This is a genomic window from Sphingomonas sp. F9_3S_D5_B_2 (assembly GCF_054263715.1).
Genome location: NZ_JBSZFB010000001.1, coordinates 41,316 through 62,272 on the forward strand (window position 1 = coordinate 41,316; position 20,957 = coordinate 62,272).

Genomic DNA, 20,957 nt, shown 5'->3' on the forward strand with positions numbered 1-20,957 from the left:
CAAGTGAATATCCAGACCCCGCGGGATTTCATTGACCGTCGCCAGCTGGTGAGCGCCTTGAGGGCACTTCGCCGCGGCGACTTCAGCACGCGCCTGCCCGAAGATGCCGACGGCGTCGACGGCGAGATCGCCAGTCTCTTCAACGAAGTCGTCTCCATGAACGAGGAGATGACTCAAGAATTCGAACGACTGTCCAAGGTCGTCGGCAAGGAAGGCAAGATCACCCAGCGGGGCCGCGTGAAGAACGCCCGCGGCGGCTGGGAGACCGCAATCCGCTCGGTCAACGAGCTCATCGACGACATGGTCCAGCCGACGGCTGAAGTGTCGCGCGTGATCGGCGCGGTGGCCAAGGGTGACCTTTCCCAGTCCATGTCCGTCGAGATCGACGGACGTCCCCTTCGCGGTGAGTTCCTGCGCATCGGCAAGGTTGTGAACACCATGGTGGAGCAGCTCGCCTCCTTCGCCTCTGAAGTCACCCGCGTCGCCAGGGAAGTCGGCACGGAGGGCAAGCTGGGCGGCCAGGCCAAGGTGAAAGGCGTCGCCGGCACCTGGAAGGACCTCACCGACAACGTGAACGCAATGGCGACCAACCTGACGGGCCAGGTCCGCAACATCGCCGAAGTGACGACCGCCGTCGCGCGCGGCGACCTCTCCAAGAAGATCACCGTCGAGGTGAAGGGCGAGATCCTCGAGCTGAAGAACACCATCAACACGATGGTCGACCAGCTGAACGCGTTCGCGGGCGAGGTCACCCGCGTGGCCCGCGAAGTGGGTACCGAAGGCAAGCTCGGCGGACAGGCGCGCGTGGAAGGGGTCGCCGGCACCTGGAAAGACCTCACGGACAACGTCAACTTGATGGCCGACAATCTCACCGGCCAGGTCCGCAACATCGCCGACGTGACGACTGCCGTGGCCAAGGGCGATCTGTCGAAGAAGATCACCGTCGACGTGAAGGGCGAGATTCTGGAGCTCAAGAACACCATCAACGTGATGGTGGATCAGCTCAACGGCTTCGCATCGGAAGTCACGCGCGTGGCTCGCGAAGTAGGCACCGAAGGCAAGCTCGGCGGGCAGGCGCAGGTGCCGGGCGTCGCGGGTACCTGGGCCGACCTCACCGACAACGTGAACCTCATGGCGGCGAACCTGACGGGCCAGGTCCGTAATATCGCCGAAGTCACCACCGCGGTGGCGCGCGGCGACCTCTCCAAGAAGATCACCGTGGACGTGAAGGGCGAGATTCTCGAACTCAAGGACACCATCAACACGATGGTGGACCAGCTCAACTCGTTCGCTTCGGAAGTGACTCGCGTGGCCCGCGAAGTCGGCTCCGAAGGGAAGCTCGGCGGCCAAGCCCAGGTCGAAGGCGTCGCCGGCACGTGGGCCGACCTCACCGACAACGTGAACCTGATGGCCGAGAATCTCACAGGCCAGGTCCGCAACATCGCCGACGTGACGACGGCAGTTGCGAAAGGCGACTTGTCGAAAAAGATCACCGTCGACGTGAAGGGTGAGATTCTGGAGCTCAAGAACACTATCAACGTGATGGTGGATCAGCTCAACGGCTTCGCGTCGGAAGTCACTCGCGTGGCTCGCGAAGTCGGTACCGAAGGCAAGCTCGGCGGGCAGGCGCAGGTCGAGGGCGTCGCGGGCACCTGGGCCGACTTGACCGATAGCGTGAACCTGATGGCCGGCAATCTGACCGGTCAGGTCCGCAACATCGCCGAAGTGACCACCGCCGTCGCGAAGGGCGACTTGTCGAAGAAGATCACCGTCGACGTGAAGGGTGAAATCCTCGAGCTCAAGAACACCATCAACGTCATGGTGGACCAGCTCAACGGCTTCGCGTCGGAAGTGACCCGCGTCGCCCGCGAAGTCGGCACCGAAGGCAAGCTCGGCGGCCAGGCCCAGGTGCCGGGCGTCGGCGGTACCTGGAAGGACCTCACCGACAACGTCAACGCCATGGCGGCGAACCTCACCGGTCAGGTCCGCAACATCGCCGAAGTGACCACCGCGGTCGCTCTGGGCGACCTGTCGAAGAAGATCACCGTCGACGTGAAGGGCGAGATTCTTGAGCTCAAGAACACCATCAACACCATGGTGGACCAGCTCAACTCGTTCGCTTCGGAAGTGACCCGCGTCGCCCGCGAAGTGGGTACCGAGGGCAAGCTCGGGGGTCAGGCCCAGGTGCGCGGCGTCGCCGGAACCTGGAAGGACCTCACCGACAACGTGAACCTCATGGCCGAGAACCTGACCGGCCAGGTCCGCAACATCGCCGACGTGACCACCGCCGTGGCTCGCGGCGACTTGTCGAAGAAGATCACCGTCGACGTGAAGGGCGAAATCCTCGCGCTCAAGAACACCATCAACACCATGGTCGATCAGCTCAACGCCTTCGCGAGCGAGGTCACCCGTGTTGCCCGCGAAGTGGGCACCGAAGGCAAGCTCGGTGGCCAGGCGCAGGTGCCGGGCGTCGGCGGTACCTGGAAGGACCTCACCGACAACGTCAACCTGATGGGCAACAACCTCACCAACCAGGTGCGCGGCATCGCCGAGGTCGTGACCGCGGTTGCGCAGGGCAACCTCAAGCGGAAGCTGACGGTGGATGCCAAGGGCGAGATCGCCGCGCTTGCCGACACGATCAACTTCATGATCGACACGCTTTCGACCTTCGGCGACCAGGTCACGAACATGGCCCGCGAGGTCGGCATTGAGGGCAAGCTCGGCGGTCAGGCTCGCGTGCCGGGCGCCGCCGGTCTGTGGCGCGACCTGACCGACAACGTGAACCAGCTGGCCGCCAACCTGACGAACCAGGTCCGCTCGATCGCCGAAGTGGCAACCGCCGTGACGAAGGGTGACCTTACCCGCTCCATCGCCGTGCAGGCGGCCGGTGAAATGGCGGCCCTCAAGGACACGATCAACGAGATGATCGGCAACCTGAAGGATCAGACGCTCAAGAACGCCGAGCAGGATTGGCTCAAGACCAACCTCGCGCGGTTCAGCCGGATGCTCCAGGGGGAACGCGACCTTGCGACCGTCTCGAACCTGATCATGTCCGAGCTCGCCCCGCTGGTGAACGCCCAATACGGCGTGTTCTACGTAACCAAGCGCGAGGAGGACGAAACCAAGCTCGAACTCGTCGCCAGCTACGGGGCGGACCGGACCGAGGAACTGAAGCAGGAGTTCCGGCTGCGCGAAGGCCTGATCGGCCAGGCCGCCGCGGATCGGAGGCCGATGCTTCTCAAAGACGTGCCCAGCGACTTCATCCGCATCGGCTCCGGCCTAGGTCACGCCAAGCCGGCCAACGTGAACATCCTGCCGGCGCTGTTCGAGGACGAGGTGAAAGCGGTCATCGAACTCGCGTCGTTCAGCGAGTTCAACGAGACCCACCAGACGTTCCTCGACCAGCTCATGGAATCGGTCGGCATCGTGTTGAACACGATCGCCGCAACGATGCGCACCGAAGGCCTGCTCGAGCAATCGCAGCTGCTAACGCAGGAGCTTCAGGCGCGTCAGACCGAGCTCACCACGAAGCAGGAGGAGCTTCACACCACCAACGAGGAGCTTCAGGACAAGGCCGTCGCGCTCGAGAATGAGAAGAAGCAGGTCGAGGCCAAGAACCTCGAAATCGAAATGGCCCGCCGCGCGCTCGAGGAGAAAGCGGAGCAGCTCGCGCTGACATCCAAGTACAAGTCCGAGTTCCTGGCCAACATGAGCCATGAGCTGCGGACTCCGCTCAACTCGCTGCTGATCCTCTCGAAGCTGCTGTCCGACAACAATCAGGGCAACCTCAACGAGAAGCAGGTCGAGTTCGCCCGGACGATCAACTCGGCCGGTTCCGACCTCCTCAACCTCATCAACGACATCCTCGACCTGTCGAAGATCGAATCCGGCACGGTGACGATCGAGGTCGGCGAGATGCCGATGCAGAACCTCAAGCAGCACATGGAGCGAACCTTCCGCCAACTCGCCGCCGACAAGGGCCTGGCCTTCAACGTCGACTTCGAGAGCCGGCTGCCGGAGAACATCCGCACCGACGAGAAGCGCCTGCAGCAGATCGTCCTCAACCTGCTGTCGAACGCGTTCAAGTTCACATCGAAAGGCGGCGTGACGCTCGCCGTTCGCTGCGCCAGCGGCGGCTGGAGTCCGAGCCATCCGGTACTCCGCGATTCCAAGCAGGCGATCGAGATTGCCGTGACCGACACCGGCATCGGCATTCCCGACAATAAGCAGAAGCTGATCTTCGAGGCGTTCCAGCAGGCCGACGGAACGACGAGCCGCAAGTACGGCGGCACCGGCCTGGGTCTCTCCATCAGCCGGGAAATCGCGCGTCTGCTCGGCGGTGAACTGCAGGTGCGTTCAAAGCCGGGTGAGGGCTCGACATTCACGCTTTACGTGCCGGTCGAAGCCGCTGCCTCGACGGCCGCTGCGACCGACAGCGCGCCGGCCCGCTACGACAATAGCGGCGCGATGGTGCCCAGCGCATTGCCGACGGGCTTCGAGGTCAGCGACGACCGCGACGATCTCGGCAAGGATCCGTTCGTGCTGATAGTCGAGGATGATCCGACGTTCGCCTCGATCGTCCTTGATGCCGCCCACGAGGCCGGCCTGAAGGGCGTCGTATCGACGGCCGGTGCAGGCACGCTCGGAATGGCGCGCAAGCTGCAGCCGAGCGCAATCACGCTCGACCTCGGCCTGTCAGATATCGACGGCTTCGTTCTCCTCGACCTCCTCAAGCATCATCCGGAAACCGGCCACGTGCCGATCCACGTCATTTCCGGCGCAGACCGCAACAAGGCAGTGATCGGGATGGGTGCCTTCGGGGTGACCGACAAGCCAGCCGACCGGGACGAACTCGTGCGCGTGTTCTCGTCGCTTCGGGAGCATGCCAAGACTCACAAGCCGTCGAAGAAGAAAGCCGCGCCTGCGACGACCACCGGCTCGCTGCCGGAGCTCGCCGGAGCCAAGGTCCTCATTGTCGACGACGACATCCGCAACATCTTCTCGCTGACCAGCGTCCTCGAAAGTCACGATGTCGAGGTCCTCCACGCCGAAAGCGGAAAGGACGGCATCCTGATCCTCGAGCAGACGCCTGGCGTCGACGTTGCCCTGATCGACATCATGATGCCCGACATGGATGGCTACGAGACCATGCAGCAGATCCGGCACCGGCCAGCACTCGCCGACCTGCCGCTAATTGCGGTCACCGCCAAGGCGATGAAGGGTGATCGCCAGAAGTGCCTTGATGCCGGCGCATCGGACTACATCGCCAAGCCAGTCGACATCGAGTTGCTTCTCGCGCTGCTGCGGGTCTGGGTCGCACGGTCGCGCGAAAGCGGTGTCAGTGCTGCGGTCTCGGTGGCTGCCGAGTGAGGACGAAGGCATTTCGGAAGGAAGTGCCGGTGCCGAGTAGCGCCGAGCCCGACAACGTGGACGAACCCGTCGCCGAGCGGCCGCGGGTGCTGCTGGTCGATGACGACGAGCGAAACCTGCTCGCCGTCGAGAGCGTGCTCGAAGACCTAGGTGAAGTCGTCAGCGCGCGATCCGGCGAAGAGGCGCTTCGCCATCTCCTGAAGGGCGAGTTCGCGGTCATCCTGCTCGACGTCTACATGCCCGGCCTGGACGGCTATGAAACCGCCCAGATCATCCGCAGCCGTGAGCAAACGAAGGGCATTCCGATCGTCTTCCTGTCGGCAGTCAACAAGGAAACAGAACACCTGCTGCGCGGCTATGCCATGGGCGCGGTCGACTATGTTTTCAAACCCGTGGATGCAGTGGTCCTGCGTTCCAAGGTCGCGGTGTTTGTCGACCTGTTCGCAAAGACCAAGGAGATCGAACGCAAGGCGCGGCAGGAGCAGGCGCTGCTCGATGCAAACCTGCGCGCCAACGCCAAGCGCCTTCGCGCCGAGCAGGAACTCCGCCGCGCCGAGCAGCGCCAGGCCGCCATCATCCAATCGCTGCCGATGCTGCTGTACCTCGAACCTTATGAGGGGCGGCGGCCGAGCGTACCTTCCTACCTAAGCGGTGACTTCGAGGCGATCACAGGGTTCAAGTTCGACGACATCGCCAGCCAGCCGACTTTGTGGGCCGACCGCCTGCACCCGGACGACCACGATCGCGTCGTCGAGTCTCTCGACAGCCGACGCAAGCAGGGGCGCCTCTCGATCGAATATCGCTGGCGTCACGCCAATGGCGACTACCGCCACTTCCTCGATCAGGCAGTGCTCCTCAAGGATCAGGATGGACGGCCCGTCGAGTTCGCCGGAACGCTGACCGACATCACCGACCAGCGGTCGCTCGAAAGCCAGCTGATGCAGGCGCAGAAGATGGACGCGATCGGCAAGCTGACCGGCGGCATCGCGCACGACTTCAACAACCTGCTGGCAGCGGTCATCGGCGGCCTCGGGCTGATCGACAAGCGAGCGGCGCTCGACGACGATCAGCGCAAGATCCTGACGATGACCCGGCGCGCGGCGGAGCAGGGCAGCGAACTGGTGCGGCGGTTGCTCGCGTTTGCGCGGCGGCAAAAGCTGGAGCCGCAGCCGATCGACCTGGCCGCGCTCCAGGAGGCGGTCTGGGACCTGCTCACGCACACCCTGGGCGGCCTGGTGAACATCGAATGGCAGCCGAGCGAGGAGCCATGGCTCGCGTTCGCCGATCAGGCACAGCTTGAGCTTGCCCTCGTCAACCTCATCATCAACGCGCGCGACGCGATGCCTGCGGGCGGCACGGTCACCGTCGCCGCACGCAATCAGAAGCTCGGCGCGTCCAATTGGGCCGACGTTCCCAAAGGCGATTACATCTGCCTGTGCGTGTCGGACACTGGCACCGGGATCGCTCCCGACGACCTGCAGAAAGTGATGGAGCCCTTCTTCACCACCAAGGAGGTCGGCAAGGGCAGCGGGCTCGGGCTGAGTATGGTCTACGGCTTCGCCAAGCAGTCCAATGGCGCGTTCCGAGTGCAAAGCAGCCTGGGGGAAGGCACGACCGCGGAGATCTGGCTCCCGCGTGCGCCGTCGGACCAGGCAGCCGCATCAGTGGTCGAGATCGCTCAACCGAGCAGCCGGCGTTCCAAGCCCGTTCGCAAGTTGCGGGTTCTCCTCGTCGACGATCATGAAGAGGTTCGAAGCACGACGGCAGCGCTGCTCGACGACATGGGCCATAATGTCACGGAGCAATGCAGCGGCAGCGAGGCGTTGGAAGCGCTCGAGGGCGGCGCCACCTGCTATGACCTGATGATCAGCGATTACGCGATGCCGCATCTTTCCGGGACGGAGTTCCTGAGGGCGGCGCGGGCGATCTGTCCTGGCGTCCCGGGGCTGATCATCACCGGCTATGCCGAGGCGGAAGCGATCAGCGATCGACCGGACGACGTCGAAATCCTGCTGAAGCCGTTTACGCCCGCCAAGCTCGAAGAAGCGATCCGTCGCGTCGCGGGTAGCGGAGCAGCGAAACGGCCGACGCAGCAAAAGCCTTCACCGGACGCCCTCGTCTAGGGCAGCCCCGCCTACTCGGACCGGCTAGACCCCCGCCTCGCCGCAGCCCCAGATGCTCTCGTCAACGAAGATCTTGCCGTCGGAATAGATGCGGTCCGCCAGAGGGTCCTCGGCGAGCCCGAACGGGCCATCCAGGTCGACGACCTCGCAATATTGAGCGACGATGAAGGCCGGCGCCATCGCGATCGTGGATCCGCCCATGTTTCCGACCATCAGGCGCTTGCCCATGGCGATGGTTTCGCGAGCGATGGCAAGCGCTTCGGTAAGCCCGCCGCACTTGTCGAGTTTGATGTTGATCATGTCGAAGTGCGACGACCGTTCATGCAGCTCGGCAAGATCGAGGATGCTCTCGTCCGCGGCTACGGCAAACGGCGGCCGCCATCCGGCGAGGCTCGCTTCCTCGCCTCGGGGCACCGGCTGCTCGAGCACCGAAACATCATACTCCACCAATATCTGCTCGAGCGCGTCGAGCTTGTCGCTTGAGAAGCCCTGGTTAGCGTCGACCATCAGCCAGCAGTCCGGACGCCTGCGCCGAACGACGGCAAGGCGCTCGCGGTCGGCATCGATGTCGCCGTCGAGCTTCAGCTTGATCGCGCTGGCGAAATGGAAGTCGAGCAGTCGCTCCTCGACTCGGGCGGGGTCGTCGGCCGGAAGCGTGAAGGTGCTCACCTTCGCAACAGGCTTGGAGACTCCGGCAAGTTGCCACGCCGGTGTACCGGAAGTGCGCGCTTCCAACTCCCAGAGCGCGCAATCGAGCGCGTTGCGGGCGCCGCCGGCGGGCAGCAGCGACTTCAACTCATTGCGGGTGGCGCCGCCTTCCACGGCGTCACGGACTTTTTCGACCTCGGTGACCATATGGTCTTGATCGTCATGAAGGTAATAGACGCCCTCTGCTTCTCCGCGCCCGCTTGCCCCCGCCGCGGAGATCGTCGCCACGACCGCAGGCATGGCCTCGAAGACGTAGCCCGAGATCCGGAACGGTGCCGCGAAGGCGCAGCTTGCTCGCTCGACCTGGAGCGTGTGCCTGGTAGTCGTTGCCATGCGCCTGCTTAGCAAGCGAAACAGAAGTTTCAAATATAGAAACACTCAAGTGAGTTGTTCGACGCCATCCCGTGACAGGCGCCACCGCTTCCTTGCAGTCTCCGCAAGCTGCCGAATGCCCTGGCCGGCGCAGACTGCAAGAACAGTGCACTGACCCTCGCTCGTTCGAACGTAGGCATGCGCCATCCCACTGTCGAAGTAGACGGAGTCTCCTTCCGCGAGCGGCAGCGGCGCATAGAGGTCGGAGTGGAGCTCCATGGAGCCAGCGAGCACGTAAATATACTCCTCGCCCGAGTGCCGAACGAGACCTCCGACTTCATCGACGCTTCTCGCCTGAACGTCGATGATGATCGGCGTCATCATCTTCCCGAGCAGGTCGCTGGCCGGATAGCGGTGCATGTGCTGGTCGGATTCGGCGTCCACCGCTTCCCCGGCCCGAGTAACGCTTCGGCGCCCCACAGCGACCGGCGCAGCCCGGTCGTCCGCAGTGGACAGAATATCCTTGAGGTCGACGTTCAGGCCCTGGGCGAGCCGGATCATCTTGTCATAGGTCAGCGCCATCTTGCCGTTCTCGAGCTTCGAGACGGTCGAGTAGGGCAGTCCCGCACGGGCGGAGAGCGCGCGAAGGCTGAGACCCTGCGCAAGCCGCACGTCGCGAAGAGCGCGGCTTGGTGCGGGCACCGCGTCCTGGTCTTCGGCCCGGTGGGCGGGGACCCCTCCGCTGAGCTTCGCCATCGTCGCCAGCCTCGCTTAACTAGAAACCAGTTGCCAATCCTGAAACATCACGCGATGATAATTGCACCATCCAGCTTGGGGAGGCTAGTCCGATGATGAAACGCTCAGTTGCGCTTGCACTGGCGAGTGCGTGTGCTTCAGCGGTCGCGTCGGGGGCTTCGGCGCAGAACAGCGATGCCACGGCACCGGCGGGACAACCGTCCGCCCTCCAAACGCAAGGCGACCAGAACGCCATCATCGTCACTGCGCAAAAGCGCACTCAGCGGCTGCTGGACGTACCGCAGTCCGTCTCAGTCATCTCGGGTGAAAGCCTCGAGAATCAGCATGCGCAGCGACTGTCCGACTATCTGACCCGGATCCCCAGCGCGAACGTTGTCGAAAGCCAGCCCGGCAATTCGCGGATCGTCCTGCGCGGGGTCAACGCCGGCGGTGTCGGAGCAACGGTTGCGACCTACATCGACGAAACCCCGTTCGGGTCGGCGACCAGCCTTGCCAACGGCGGCGTCCTCGCACCGGACCTCGATCCGTTCGACCTCGCCCGCGTCGAGGTTCTGCGCGGACCGCAGGGAACGCTGTACGGCGCCAATTCCCTGGGCGGCCTCGTGAAATACGTCACAGTCGCGCCTGACCCGCACATGTTCGGCGCCGCGGCCGAAGCTGGGGTGGAACATGTCTCGCACGGTGACACGGGCTATTGGGCGCGGGCCGCCGGCAACGTTCCGCTGTCCGACAACGCAGCATTCCGGCTGACCGGGTTCTACCGCAGCGATCCCGGCTACATCGATGATCCGAGCCACGGCTCGGACGTCAACGACGGCAAGACCTACGGCGGTCGCTTCTCATTCCTGATTAGGCCATCCGAGCGACTTCGGGTGCGTGCTTCCGCGCTCCTCGAGAACATCCGGAGCAACGGCACCAACTTGGTCGACCTCGATCCGGTGACCCTACGCCCAAGCCTCGGCGCGCTTGAGCACCAGCGCGTGCTGCGTGAGCCGAACAACATCGACTACCGCATCTACAACGGCACGATCGATTACGACTTCGGCTCCGTCGCCCTGGTCTCGGCGACGAGCTACGGAACTCTCGACCAGAAGCAGGTCCAGGATGCGAGCGCCATCTACGGCGGGCTCCTGACTGCAGCTTTCGGCACGCCGCTAGGCTCCGGCCTCGACCAGGGTATGACGCAGCGGCGGTTTACGCAGGAGGTGCGTCTTTCCTCGTCGGGTAAGTCCATGGTGGAATGGACCGCCGGCGGCTTCTACACTCACGAGAGGAACCGGCTCAGCCAGAACCTCTACGGCGTCGACGGCAATAACGGTGCGCGAGTCGATGCGCTCGACGGCCTCGTCCTTGTCTCGCTTCCGTCGCGCTATAAGGAGTATGCGGCTTTCGCGAACGCCACGCTGCATCTTGGGCCGCAGTTCGATCTGACTGGCGGCGGCCGCTGGAGCCACAACAAGCAGTCCGAAGTGCAGGAAACGAACGGAGCCCTCGTGGGCGGTGGAAGCACCTTCTCGGGCCATTCCTCCGACAGCGTGTTCACCTACTCGCTGGCGCCCACGTTCAAGCCCAACGCCAACACGAGAATCTACGCTCGCGTAGCAAAGGGCTATCGCCCTGGCGGCCCGAACGCGGTCTCGCCGCTGGCGCCGACGGCCGTTCCGCGGCAGTTCGGGCCCGATACGACGACTAACTACGAGGTCGGCGTGAAGACCGAGTCAGCCGACCATAAGCTCTCGCTCGAACTCGCAGCGTTTCTGATCGACTGGAAGGACATTCAGCTCCTCGCGCAGGTCGCCGGGTTGGGCGTGAACACCAATGGCGGCAAGGCACGCAGCAAGGGTGTCGAATTCACCGCCGGCTATAATCCGACGCCGGCCCTCTCGCTTTATGCGAACGGCTCATACGTTAACGCGCGCCTGACCAGCGATGCCCCGGCCGCCGTGGGCGGGCTCGACGGCGATCCGCTGCCCTACAATCCGAAATTCCAGACTACGGTCGGAGCGGAATATGAGTCACCACTGAGCACGAGTGTGACCGGGCACGCCGGCATCAGCTGGCACTACACGGGCACGCGCTACTCCGACTTCGACGCGAGCGGCCAGCGCAAGCTTCGTCCGTTCAGCCAAATCGATGCTCACGCGGGCGCCGATCTTGGCCGCTTCCGGATCGATGCGTTTGCGCGCAACATCACGGACGCACGGGGGATCGTGAACCTCGGTTTCTTCGGGTCTACAAATGGTGACGTCGCCGCTGCGGTAATCCAGCCGCGCACGATCGGATTGTCACTCGGCTATCGTTACTAGAGGGGACTAGCGCATGAAGCGACTGAGGTGGGCGATTGCGGCCCTGGCGGCCCTTGCGATTCCAGCGATGGGCCAGTCCCCGGCGCAGTTGCAGCCGACGCGAACGAATGCTGCTGTCCTTCCGTCGCAGGCTCCGACGACTGATGCGAACTCGACTGCCACCGCCGCGCTGACGAAAGCCGACATCGACGCATGGCTCGACGGCTTCATGCCCTATGCACTCAAAGCCGGGGGGATTCCCGGTGCCGTCGTGGTTGTCGTCAAGGATGGCCAGCCACTGACGGAGCGGGGCTTCGGCTATTCCGACCTCATGGCCGGCAAGCCGGTTGACCCGAACCTCACGCTGTTCCGGCCGGGCTCCGTCTCGAAGCTGTTCACCTGGACGGCGGTCATGCAGCAGGTCCAGGCCGGAAAGCTCGACCTCGACAAGGACGTGAACACCTACATCGACTTCAAGATTCCGCCCTACCAGGGCAAGCCGATCACCTTACGGAACCTGATGACCCACACGGGTGGGTTCGAGGAGACGGCGAAGTATCTGATCAAGTACGACACCAAGCCCGATCCGCTCGGCAAGGTGCTGTCGCGTTGGGTGCCCCACCGGATCTACGCGCCGGGGACGATGCCGGCCTATTCCAACTATGGCGCCTCGCTTGCCGGCTACATCGTTCAGCGCGTCTCCGGCGAGGAGTTCAACGCCTATATCCAGCGGCACATCTTCAATCCGCTCGGGATGACCCATTCGACGTTCGAGCAACCGCTTCCGGCCAACCTCGCGCCGCTGATGTCCAAAAGCTATCAGTATCCGTCCGACAAGGCTCAGCCTTACGAGGTTATCCCGATGGCTCCGGCGGGCGCGCTCGCGTCGTCGGGCGACGACATGGGCAAGTTCATGATCGCCCACCTCGCGAATGGCGGGCCGCTGCTAAACCCGGCGACCGCGCAGCTGATGCACGCGCCGGCGAACCACTTCTACTCGGCGCTGCCGTCGATGGCGCTCGGATTCTACCATGAGGACCGCAACGGTCTGAACATCGTAGGCCATGGCGGCGACACGATCTTCATGCACTCCGACCTGCACCTGTTCCTCGACAAGAACGTCGGTCTCTACGTCTCGATGAACAGTGCCGGGAAGAACACCGCCGTGCACCCGCTGCGCGAGCAGCTCTTCGAGGACTTCACGGACCGCTACTTTCCGGCGCCCGAGCGGAACCTTCCCACGGCAAGCACCGCCAAGGCTCATGGCCAAGCGATCTCCGGCCATTACGTTAGCAGTCGGGCAGGCGGCTTCAACTTCACGCGCCTGCTCTCGCTGCTCGGCCAGACCAGCGTGTCCGTCGACCAGAACGGCATCATCACTGCCTCGAGCGTCACCGATGCGTCCGGTGCCCCGCGCCAGTGGCGCGAAGTCGGGCCGTGGATCTGGCAGGAAGTGAACGGCAGTGACAAGCTGCAGGCGGTCGTGGACGGCAATGGGCATGTGAAGATGTTCTCGATCACGCCTTACGCGCCGATCATTGAATTCCTTCCCGCGCCGACGGCGCTCAACGCCGGCTGGATACTGCCGCTGGGGGGACTGGCCCTGCTGGTCCTCCTGATCGCCGCTCTTGGCTGGCCGATCGTCGCCTTGACCCGGCGCCGCTACAAGTATCAGTCGGACGTCAGCGGGCGCTCATTGCAGCTGCACCGCGCGACCCGTGCAACCGCTTGGCTCTACCTCATCGTGGTCATCGGCTGGGTGCTGGTCCTCACCGCCGTCAACAACGACCTGACCGCCCTCAACGGCGGAATGGACATGTGGATGCGGCTCCTCCAACTCGTCCTGATCGTCGCCATCATCGGGACGATCGTGGCGATCTGGAACGCCTATGTGGTCGCAACCGCGCCGGGACGGCACCGGTTCGCGACGATCTGGGCGATCGTGATTGCGCTTGCGGCGTCGATCATGGCTTGGATGTGCGTTAATGCCGGGCTGCTGACGGCCTCGCTCAACTACTGAGGATACGTGACCGGGGCCGGCCAGATCTCGAACGAGGAAAGGCCGGCCCGGACCTTGTTCGGTCACCCCGCGGGGCTGACGGTCCTCTTCGCGACGCAAATGTGGGCAGAGTTCTCGTTCTTCGGCCTGCAGGCGCTCCTCGTCTACTACATGACGAAGCACCTGGGCATCGACCAGACCAATTCGTCGCTGATCTATGGCGCGTACGGGGCGGCGGCATTCTTCAGCCCCTTCTTCGGCGGGATTATCGCCGACCGCTGGCTCGGCCGGACGGCAAGCGTGATCATCGGCGGTGCCATGATGATGCTTGGCCACTTCGGAATGGCTTTCGAGTCGCTGCTCTTCCCCGCGCTTGCCCTCGTCGCGCTCGGCAACGGGCTCTTCATCCCACCGCTCGCGATTCAGGTTGGCGCCCTCTATCGCGACAACGATCCCCGAAAGGCTTACGCCTACAGTGCCTATTATATGGGCATCAACCTGGGCGGCCTGCTCGCGCCGTTCGTCTGCGGCACCCTTGGCGAACTTTACGGCTGGCATTGGGGCTTCGCGGCAGCCGGCGTAGGCATGGCCGTCGGCCTCGTGGTCTACTGCACCAATCTGAAGCGCCTCCCGCCCGAGCCGGAGCGCGGACAGCGTACTGCTCAGGCGGCGCAACGTGCGGGGATCAGCCCCCAGGAGCGGCGCAATCTTGTCACGCTGCTGGTCATCGTCGGTCTCGTGGTGCTGTTCCGCGTCGGCTACGAGCAGAGCGGGAACGTCATCGCACTGTGGATCTCGGACCGGACCGACCGGACCATCTTCCTCTTCGGATCGCGCCTGGCCATCCCCGCGACCTGGTTCCAGGCGATCAACCCGCTGCTGATCATCCTGCTCACGCCTGTGCTGATCCGGTTCTGGCGGGCGATCAAGGCGCGCGAAACAACCGTATCGTTGGTTCGCCGGATGAGCCTTGGATGCGTGATCGGCGCGGCCGGCATGGTGGTCTTGGTCGCCGCGGCTTACGCCAGCGGCGCCGAAGCCGCGCGGGTAAGTCCGTGGTGGACGATTGGATACTTCCTGCTGCTGACTGTCGGCGAGCTGCTGGTCATTCCGGTGGGATTGACGCTGATCGAGACTCTTGCGCCCACCCGTATCGCGTCGACGGCCATGGGTGGCTGGTACATCGCGAAATTCCTCGGGAGCCTGCTTGCGGGGTTGATGGGAGCCTATTGGGGCAAGATCCCGGCAACCACCTTCTTCGCCCTCGGCACGCTGTCCATGCTGCTCGCCGGGGCGGCATTCTTCGGCATGGCGCGAGTGAAGGGCACCAGCCTCTGAGCGCCCCTTTCCGTCGCTTACGGCGCTTGTCATTCCGCAAGAATTCTTTAGGACGCCGCCGCGGACCAGCGCAGCGATCTGCTTGCGCCACGTCCGACCTCGACGTTCCAGGCACGATCCAAATTCGTTCGTCCCACCTCCAGGTGATCGTCGTGGTTTGATTCGATTCCCAGTCGGTGAGTTGCCCGCGTTATGAATGACGTTCGAATTGCAGTCGTTGGGCTCGGGTACGTGGGCCTTCCGCTGCTCGTTGCATTTTCCCGTAAGTACTCGGTCATCGGGTTCGATATCAGCAGCAAGCGGGTGAACGCACTCCGCGAGGGCGTCGACGCGACCGGCGAGATCCCACCCGAAGAACTGCTCGGCGGGAAGCTCGAGCTGACCGACCAGGCTGCGGACCTGAAGGGCAGCAACATCTTCGTGGTGACGGTTCCGACGCCGATCGACCAGGCCAACCGCCCGGACTTCACTGCTCTTCTGACGGCTTGTGAGCTGATCGGGCCGGTGCTTTCGCAGGGTGCGATCGTAGTCTTCGAAAGCACAGTCTACCCGGGGGTCACGGAAGAGATTTGCGCCCCCGCGCTGGAGGCCGCATCTGGCCTCAAGTGCGGCGAGGATTTCAAGCTCGGCTATAGCCCCGAGCGCATCAATCCCGGCGATCGCGAGCACCCGATCGAGAAGATCACAAAGGTCGTCGCGGGCCAGGATGAGCCGACGGCCGCACGACTGGTCGAAGTCTATGGCTCGGTCATCGAAGCGGGAATTCACGAGGCATCGTCGATCAAGGTCGCCGAAGCTGCCAAGGTGATCGAGAACACGCAGCGCGACCTCAACATCGCGCTTATGAACGAGTTGTCGATGATCTGCGACCGTCTCGGGATCCGCACCGCCGATGTCCTTGCGGCAGCCGGCACCAAGTGGAACTTCCTGAAATTCTATCCGGGGCTGGTCGGCGGTCACTGTATCGGCGTGGACCCCTATTATCTCACCGCGAAGGCGGAACAGCTCGGCTATCACCCGGAAGTCATTCTGTCCGGGCGCAGGGTCAACGACAGCATGGGCGCCTACGTCGCCCAGCGCGTCGTGAAGATGCTTGCCGAGCGCGGGCACCCGATCGTTGGCCAGCGAGTCGGTATTCTCGGTTTTACCTTCAAGGAGAACGTCCCAGACATCCGCAACTCCAAGGTGGTCGACATCTACCGGGAGCTGCGTGAGTTCGGCGTTGAGCCGCTCGTCCACGATCCGATGGCGGACCCCGAGACGGTGCGCCGCGCGTACGGTGTCGAGCTTTGCGACATGAGCGAGTTCACTGACCTGACCGCGCTTGTGTTCGCCGTCCCCCACGACGCCTACAACGGCCTGGACGGCGGTGCGATCAGCAACATGCTTGGCCACAACGGGATTTTGATCGACATCAAATCCCGTGCGAATCCAGCGACGTTGCGCTCGGACGTGAAATATTGGAGCCTGTGATCTCCACGGGGACGAACCAGTTCAGGTGTTGAATTGAGCAACTTCAGGATCGCGCCGCTCGGGACGTGCCGCATCCACACGCCACTGAGCCGTGCCGTCGGTCGCTACCCGATCGACGTCGATCTCAGGCGCAATTACGGCTTCGTCCACACAAGTGACGAGGCGCTCCAGCAGCTTCGCTTCATGCAGGGGGAGAAGCAGTTTCGCCCGGAGGTCCTGCCGCTGGTGTTTCGCAGCGAAGACCGCACGGCACTGACCGAAGATTGGCAGCCGGCCGACCTCTACATCGTGGAGATCAGCTCGGCGAAACGCATCACGAGCGGCGAAGACACGGTCCAGATCAACTTCGTCTATCGCCACTTCGCCGACTTCTTCGCCAGCACGGAGCGGTCGCGCCATTTCTGGAACAAGCTTCGCGAAGGTCATCGCCAGGACCTGGTGAATTTCCTCGAGCAGCATCGTTCCTATCATTTGATGTCGCAAGAAGATCGCGACCTGCTGCTAAGTCTTTCCGTCGAACAGCAGACGTTCAAGGCCGTGAAGAAGGACATGGCGGAGATCGTCGAGCGGCTTGGCCGCGACAAGGTGCTGTTCGTCACGCACATCAACGCGGTCACGCCTGATGGAGAGCAGCTGCCGACGCGTGATCGGCTCATCCGCTGGGTGAAGGTCGCTTCGGAACAGATCGAGGCGGAGGTCTTCGATCCTACGGGTTTGATGCTGGAGGTGGGACAGGAGGCTGCGCTCGAGAAGGGCGGCCTTGATCTCACGCACTACAGCCCGGCGTTCTCCGACCGCGTCTACAGCTCGATCCACCAGACCTATGTCGTGCCCCGGCTTGGAGCCCAATCGCAAACTGCTGGTGACCCACGGTCACGAAAAATCCTGGAAATCGCCGCTCGCGTAGAAAATACGATCGAGCTGGGCGACTTCTTCGCGGGCTCGCGTGAATTGCACGCGGCGATCGACGAATATCCCGATGCGGCCGAGCTGTTGCGCATTCGCGGAGTCATCCGCTCGCGCATTGGTGACTATCGTGGCGCGATGGCGGACTTGTCGCATGCGGTTCCAGGACGCGCACCTTCGGAGGCTGTGCGGGTCGCCCTGCTTGAAGTCGCGACGGCTGTCGGCGACCACGAGCGTGCCCTCAAGATCGCGCAGGATCTCGTCGCCGACGATGTCGAGAGTTCATCTCTCTACCAGCGTGCCGCAGAGTCCGCCGAGAAGGCTGGCAAGATCGACCTTGCGATCAACTACGCCAAGCAGCTGTACCGCCGCGACCGAAGCGACCTTTCGTCCGCTCTGCATGCGCTCGAGATGATTTCCACGCATGCCGACGAGTCCGAAGTGCAGGAGTGGCGCGCCGAGATACTCGAAAACATCCGGGCGTCGTCCACCGGCGCATTGGGCCTTTGCTTCTGGGCACTTCGCCATCGCGACGAGGAATTGTTCGCGGCGGGCCTGGAACTCGTTGCGGCGGCGGACAAGGCGGGCACCATCGACCTGATGGAGGACGCCTTCAACGAGGGGATGCAGCGCGCGATGGCTGCGTCGATCCCGATCGCTGTCGGCTTGGGTCGCGTTGGGCCGGAGTTTGCCACGCGCAGGAACACGCTGCTCGACGCGGCGCTGCAATCCGCTCGGCTGCTCTATGCCGAGGGGCTGATCGCAGAAGCTCACGCGCTCGCCCGATCGCTTGCCGATCTCCACGGCGTGCAAAGCAAGCAGGTGCCGACAGGGCGCCTGGCCGGGGAGGCGCGCGAGCTCCTGCGCGACATGACGTCGCAGGCGCGCGAGAATATCCGGATTGCATTCGACAGCGGCGACATGGCTGCGGTCATCCAGGCTGGCGAGCAGGCTGGCGCCATCCTCGAGGAAGACGCCAGAAGCGCTGTGTACATTGCGCGTGCGCTTCAATCTGCGGGCCAGATCCATGAAGCGCTGGAGTTGCTCCAACGCGTTCGAGGGCGTGCAGGCGAGACTTTCCTCGTCAGGCGCTGGATGGGGCGGCTGGCAGTCGCCGCGGAGGATTACGCAACGGCGTTGGAGACCTACGGAGCACTGCGAGCTTCCGGAGACCCGGACCTTCCGAAAGTTCAGGCCGAAATGGACCGCTTCTTCCAGCGCGTGGAGCCCAGGGCGCTGAAGAAGCTCAGCCTGTTCGCAGCGGCGGAAGATTACGAGGAAGGACTGCGGCTCGCAGCCGCGCTTAACAAGCATCTCGGTCCTCGCGAGCGTACGGACCGCCAGGTGGCGAAGATGTTCAGCGGCGTCCGCGTCCGTCTCAAGGCGATTGAGGAGGGCGATGGTGATGTCGACGAGCGCGAACCGCTGCTCCGGCAGATGATGGCGCTCAAACCGCGGGACCCTTCGACGATCCGGCGGCTTGCCCTTGAATTGATGCGGCAATACCGGTTCGCGGAGGCTGCGGAACTGTGGCAGCGGCTCGCGCAAGTCGATCCGACCAACGATTATGCGGAAAGAAACCGTGACCGATGTGCCACACTTGCCCAGCGACGTGCATCCGCATCGGGCTTTGTAATGGAGTCAGCGGGTTGACCTTAAAGCTATTTCTCGCAATGCAAACCATGCAGAGCGGGGACCGCAATGGAATTGATGCCGTTACGAAATGAATGCGGCTCGGAAGTTTCCAGTGAACTTAATCCGAATTTAACAACTTCTTCCCGCATCATTGTAGATCATCACGCTGAGCGGATTGATCCTGAAGTCCTGCAGCGTCTCGAGTCTATCGACGACGATGCGGAGTTCGAGACAGAACTACTCGCGCTTGCAGATGTTCATCCGGGCGATCCGGCCATTTGGCGGACCCGTGTGCGGCGTTTGCTCAGGCGGAAGTTGTTCACCGAGGCGCTCGCGCTGATCGAAGTCCATGACTTCGGCGAAGCCGGCGACGACTCCCGTCTGCTCGAGAAGGCCGAATTCCTGTATGACGCGCGTGACCACGACCGCGCCCGCGAGTTGTTCGAGAAGCTGCTGGTCATCCAGCCCGAATCCGACGCCGTACGCTTCGCCTACGCCAAGCGGCTCCTGCCGACTGGCGAACTGACGCGGGCCCGCAATTTGCTGCTGCCGATGGACGGGAAATATCCCGAAGAGAATTGGCGCCACGGCGTCATCCGCCGGGCGCTCGGCAAATATGACTTGCTCAGCCGGCTCGAGGGTTCTCCGATCCCCGAGGGTGTCGACGCGCGCATCATCGCGATGAAGCATGCCATTCTGTACTTCCGTAATCGCAAGCTGCCTGCAAGCAGCGGCTCTGCGCTTGGCCGTCTGACACTGATCACCGGCAGCCTCGGCCCCGGCGGCGCCGAGCGCCAACTGACGCGGCTCGCGATCGAGCTGGAACGCGCTCGCAAGTCGACCGGCTCGATCGCCGGAGTGCGTCTCAACCGCCCGGTCGAGATCCTGGTCCGGTCGCATGGCCCCGAGAAGCAGAACGACTTCTACCTGGACGACGTTCAGGCGGCAGGCTGCGAGCTTGGGCAAATCAATCAGTTCAAGCCGCTCTCGAACCGTACGCTCGGCATTGACGAGCCGGTCCTCGTCGAGCTGCTCGACTATCTGCCGTCGCCGGTGAACTACGGCGTCCGCCGGCTTACCAGGCACTTCGAAGAGTCCGGTACCGATACCGCTTCGATCTGGCAGGACGGAGCTTGCCTCTTTGCCGGCTTCGCTGCGCTGATGGCCGGAGTGCCGCACGTGCAGCTCGCGATCCGCGGCCTTCCGCCAAGCATGCGGCGGCACATGTACCGGCCGGAATACGAGGTCCTCTACCGCGCCATGGCGCAAGTCCCGGGCGTCCGCTTCGTCAGCAACAGCATCTCGGCGGCCCGGGCCTATGCCGAATGGCTGCACCTGCCGCTGGACCGTTTCGACATCGTCTACAATGGCGTCGAGCCGATGAAGCCGGAGCCGTCGCACGACTGCGCGCGGCGCTGGGACGAATTCGTCGCTTCCACCCCGGATGCCGACCAGACGATCGGCGGAGTCTTCCGCTTCGACACCGACAAGCAGCCGTTGCTGTGGATCCGTTTCGCGGCGCGCTACCTCAAGCGTCATCCGACCGCCCGCTTCGTCCTGGTTGGCGGTGGCCGGCTGCAGCCGAACGCCGAAGAGCTTGCGGCCGAACTCGGCATTGCGCACCGGATCCTGTTCGTCGGCCGGTCGACCCGCGTCGGCTACTGGATGTCGAAGATGGACACGCTCGTACTGCTCTCGCGGTTCGAGGGTCTGCCGAACGTGCTCATCGAAGCCCAGTACATGGGCGTGCGGGTGGTCACGACCCCGGCCGGCGGAGCCGCCGAATGTCTGATCGACGGCACGACGGGATACGTTCTGGAGTGCGCCGAGAAGCCCGACCTCGAAGGTCTCGTTGCCAAGGTGCGCGAGCTCGTCGGACGCGCGGGAGATCAGCAACTGTTCAGCGAAGACGGGGTAGGCCGCAAATTCCTGGACCGGAACTTCTCGGTTGGTCACATGCTCAAGGAATATGTGACCTGTACCGTGAATGGGCTCCGCCTGGCGGATGAAGAGCTCGGGTTGAGCGAGCGCCGCCGAGTAGCGTGAGCCTCG

General features: G+C 63.6%; 10 protein-coding genes. 8 read left to right on the plus strand and 2 right to left on the minus strand.

Going from position 1 to position 20,957, the window contains the following annotated elements; translation table 11 throughout:
• Positions 1-3 precede the first annotated feature (3 nt).
• Together ACUXST_RS00180 and ACUXST_RS00185 are read left to right on the plus strand one after the other, a co-directional pair.
• Positions 4-5,370, plus strand: a complete 5,367-nt coding sequence (locus ACUXST_RS00180) for a HAMP domain-containing protein (protein WP_458387934.1) — start codon at positions 4-6, stop codon at positions 5,368-5,370.
• A 29-nt stretch (positions 5,371-5,399) separates the two neighbouring features.
• The gene (locus tag ACUXST_RS00185) at positions 5,400-7,493 is read left to right on the plus strand and encodes a response regulator (protein WP_458387935.1); all 2,094 of its coding nucleotides are present in this window, start codon (positions 5,400-5,402) and stop codon (positions 7,491-7,493) included.
• 24 nt (positions 7,494-7,517) lie between these two features.
• On the opposite strand, the gene ACUXST_RS00190 is transcribed toward ACUXST_RS00185, so the two are convergent.
• Both ACUXST_RS00190 and ACUXST_RS00195 read right to left on the minus strand, forming a co-directional pair.
• Complete coding sequence (locus ACUXST_RS00190; protein ID WP_458387936.1) at positions 7,518-8,534, minus strand: dipeptide epimerase; 1,017 nt, start codon at positions 8,532-8,534, stop codon at positions 7,518-7,520.
• A gap of 45 nt (positions 8,535-8,579) precedes the next feature.
• Positions 8,580-9,269, minus strand: coding sequence for a helix-turn-helix domain-containing protein (locus tag ACUXST_RS00195; RefSeq protein WP_458387937.1), 690 nt, complete (start codon positions 9,267-9,269; stop codon positions 8,580-8,582).
• A 95-nt stretch (positions 9,270-9,364) separates the two neighbouring features.
• Between ACUXST_RS00195 and ACUXST_RS00200 the strand changes: the two genes are divergently transcribed.
• The 6 genes from ACUXST_RS00200 (at position 9,365) to ACUXST_RS00225 (ending at position 20,951) form a co-directional block, all read left to right on the plus strand.
• On the plus strand, positions 9,365-11,575 hold the full coding sequence (locus ACUXST_RS00200) for a TonB-dependent receptor (protein WP_458387938.1): 2,211 nt from the start codon (positions 9,365-9,367) through the stop codon (positions 11,573-11,575).
• A 13-nt stretch (positions 11,576-11,588) separates the two neighbouring features.
• On the plus strand, positions 11,589-13,574 hold the full coding sequence (locus ACUXST_RS00205; RefSeq protein ID WP_458387939.1) for a serine hydrolase domain-containing protein: 1,986 nt from the start codon (positions 11,589-11,591) through the stop codon (positions 13,572-13,574).
• 6 nt (positions 13,575-13,580) lie between these two features.
• Positions 13,581-14,891, plus strand: a complete 1,311-nt coding sequence (locus tag ACUXST_RS00210; RefSeq protein ID WP_458387940.1) for a peptide MFS transporter — start codon at positions 13,581-13,583, stop codon at positions 14,889-14,891.
• A gap of 192 nt (positions 14,892-15,083) precedes the next feature.
• Positions 15,084-16,364 (plus strand): nucleotide sugar dehydrogenase, encoded by a 1,281-nt coding sequence (locus ACUXST_RS00215; protein WP_458387941.1) that lies wholly within the window; start codon positions 15,084-15,086, stop codon positions 16,362-16,364.
• A gap of 33 nt (positions 16,365-16,397) precedes the next feature.
• Positions 16,398-18,923, plus strand: coding sequence for a hypothetical protein (locus ACUXST_RS00220; RefSeq protein ID WP_458387942.1), 2,526 nt, complete (start codon positions 16,398-16,400; stop codon positions 18,921-18,923).
• 297 nt (positions 18,924-19,220) lie between these two features.
• Positions 19,221-20,951 carry a glycosyltransferase gene (locus ACUXST_RS00225; RefSeq protein ID WP_458387943.1) on the plus strand — a complete coding sequence of 577 codons (1,731 nt, stop codon included), beginning with the start codon at positions 19,221-19,223 and terminating at the stop codon, positions 20,949-20,951.
• Positions 20,952-20,957 lie beyond the last annotated feature (6 nt).

Coding starts and splice junctions, on each gene's coding strand:
- ACUXST_RS00195 (WP_458387937.1), bottom strand. CDS start 9,269: ATGGCGAAGCTCAGCGGAGGGGTCCCCGCCCACCGGGCCGAAGACCAG.
- ACUXST_RS00200 (WP_458387938.1), top strand. CDS start 9,365: ATGAAACGCTCAGTTGCGCTTGCACTGGCGAGTGCGTGTGCTTCAGCG.
- ACUXST_RS00205 (WP_458387939.1), top strand. CDS start 11,589: ATGAAGCGACTGAGGTGGGCGATTGCGGCCCTGGCGGCCCTTGCGATT.
- ACUXST_RS00190 (WP_458387936.1), bottom strand. CDS start 8,534: ATGGCAACGACTACCAGGCACACGCTCCAGGTCGAGCGAGCAAGCTGC.
- ACUXST_RS00215 (WP_458387941.1), top strand. CDS start 15,084: ATGAATGACGTTCGAATTGCAGTCGTTGGGCTCGGGTACGTGGGCCTT.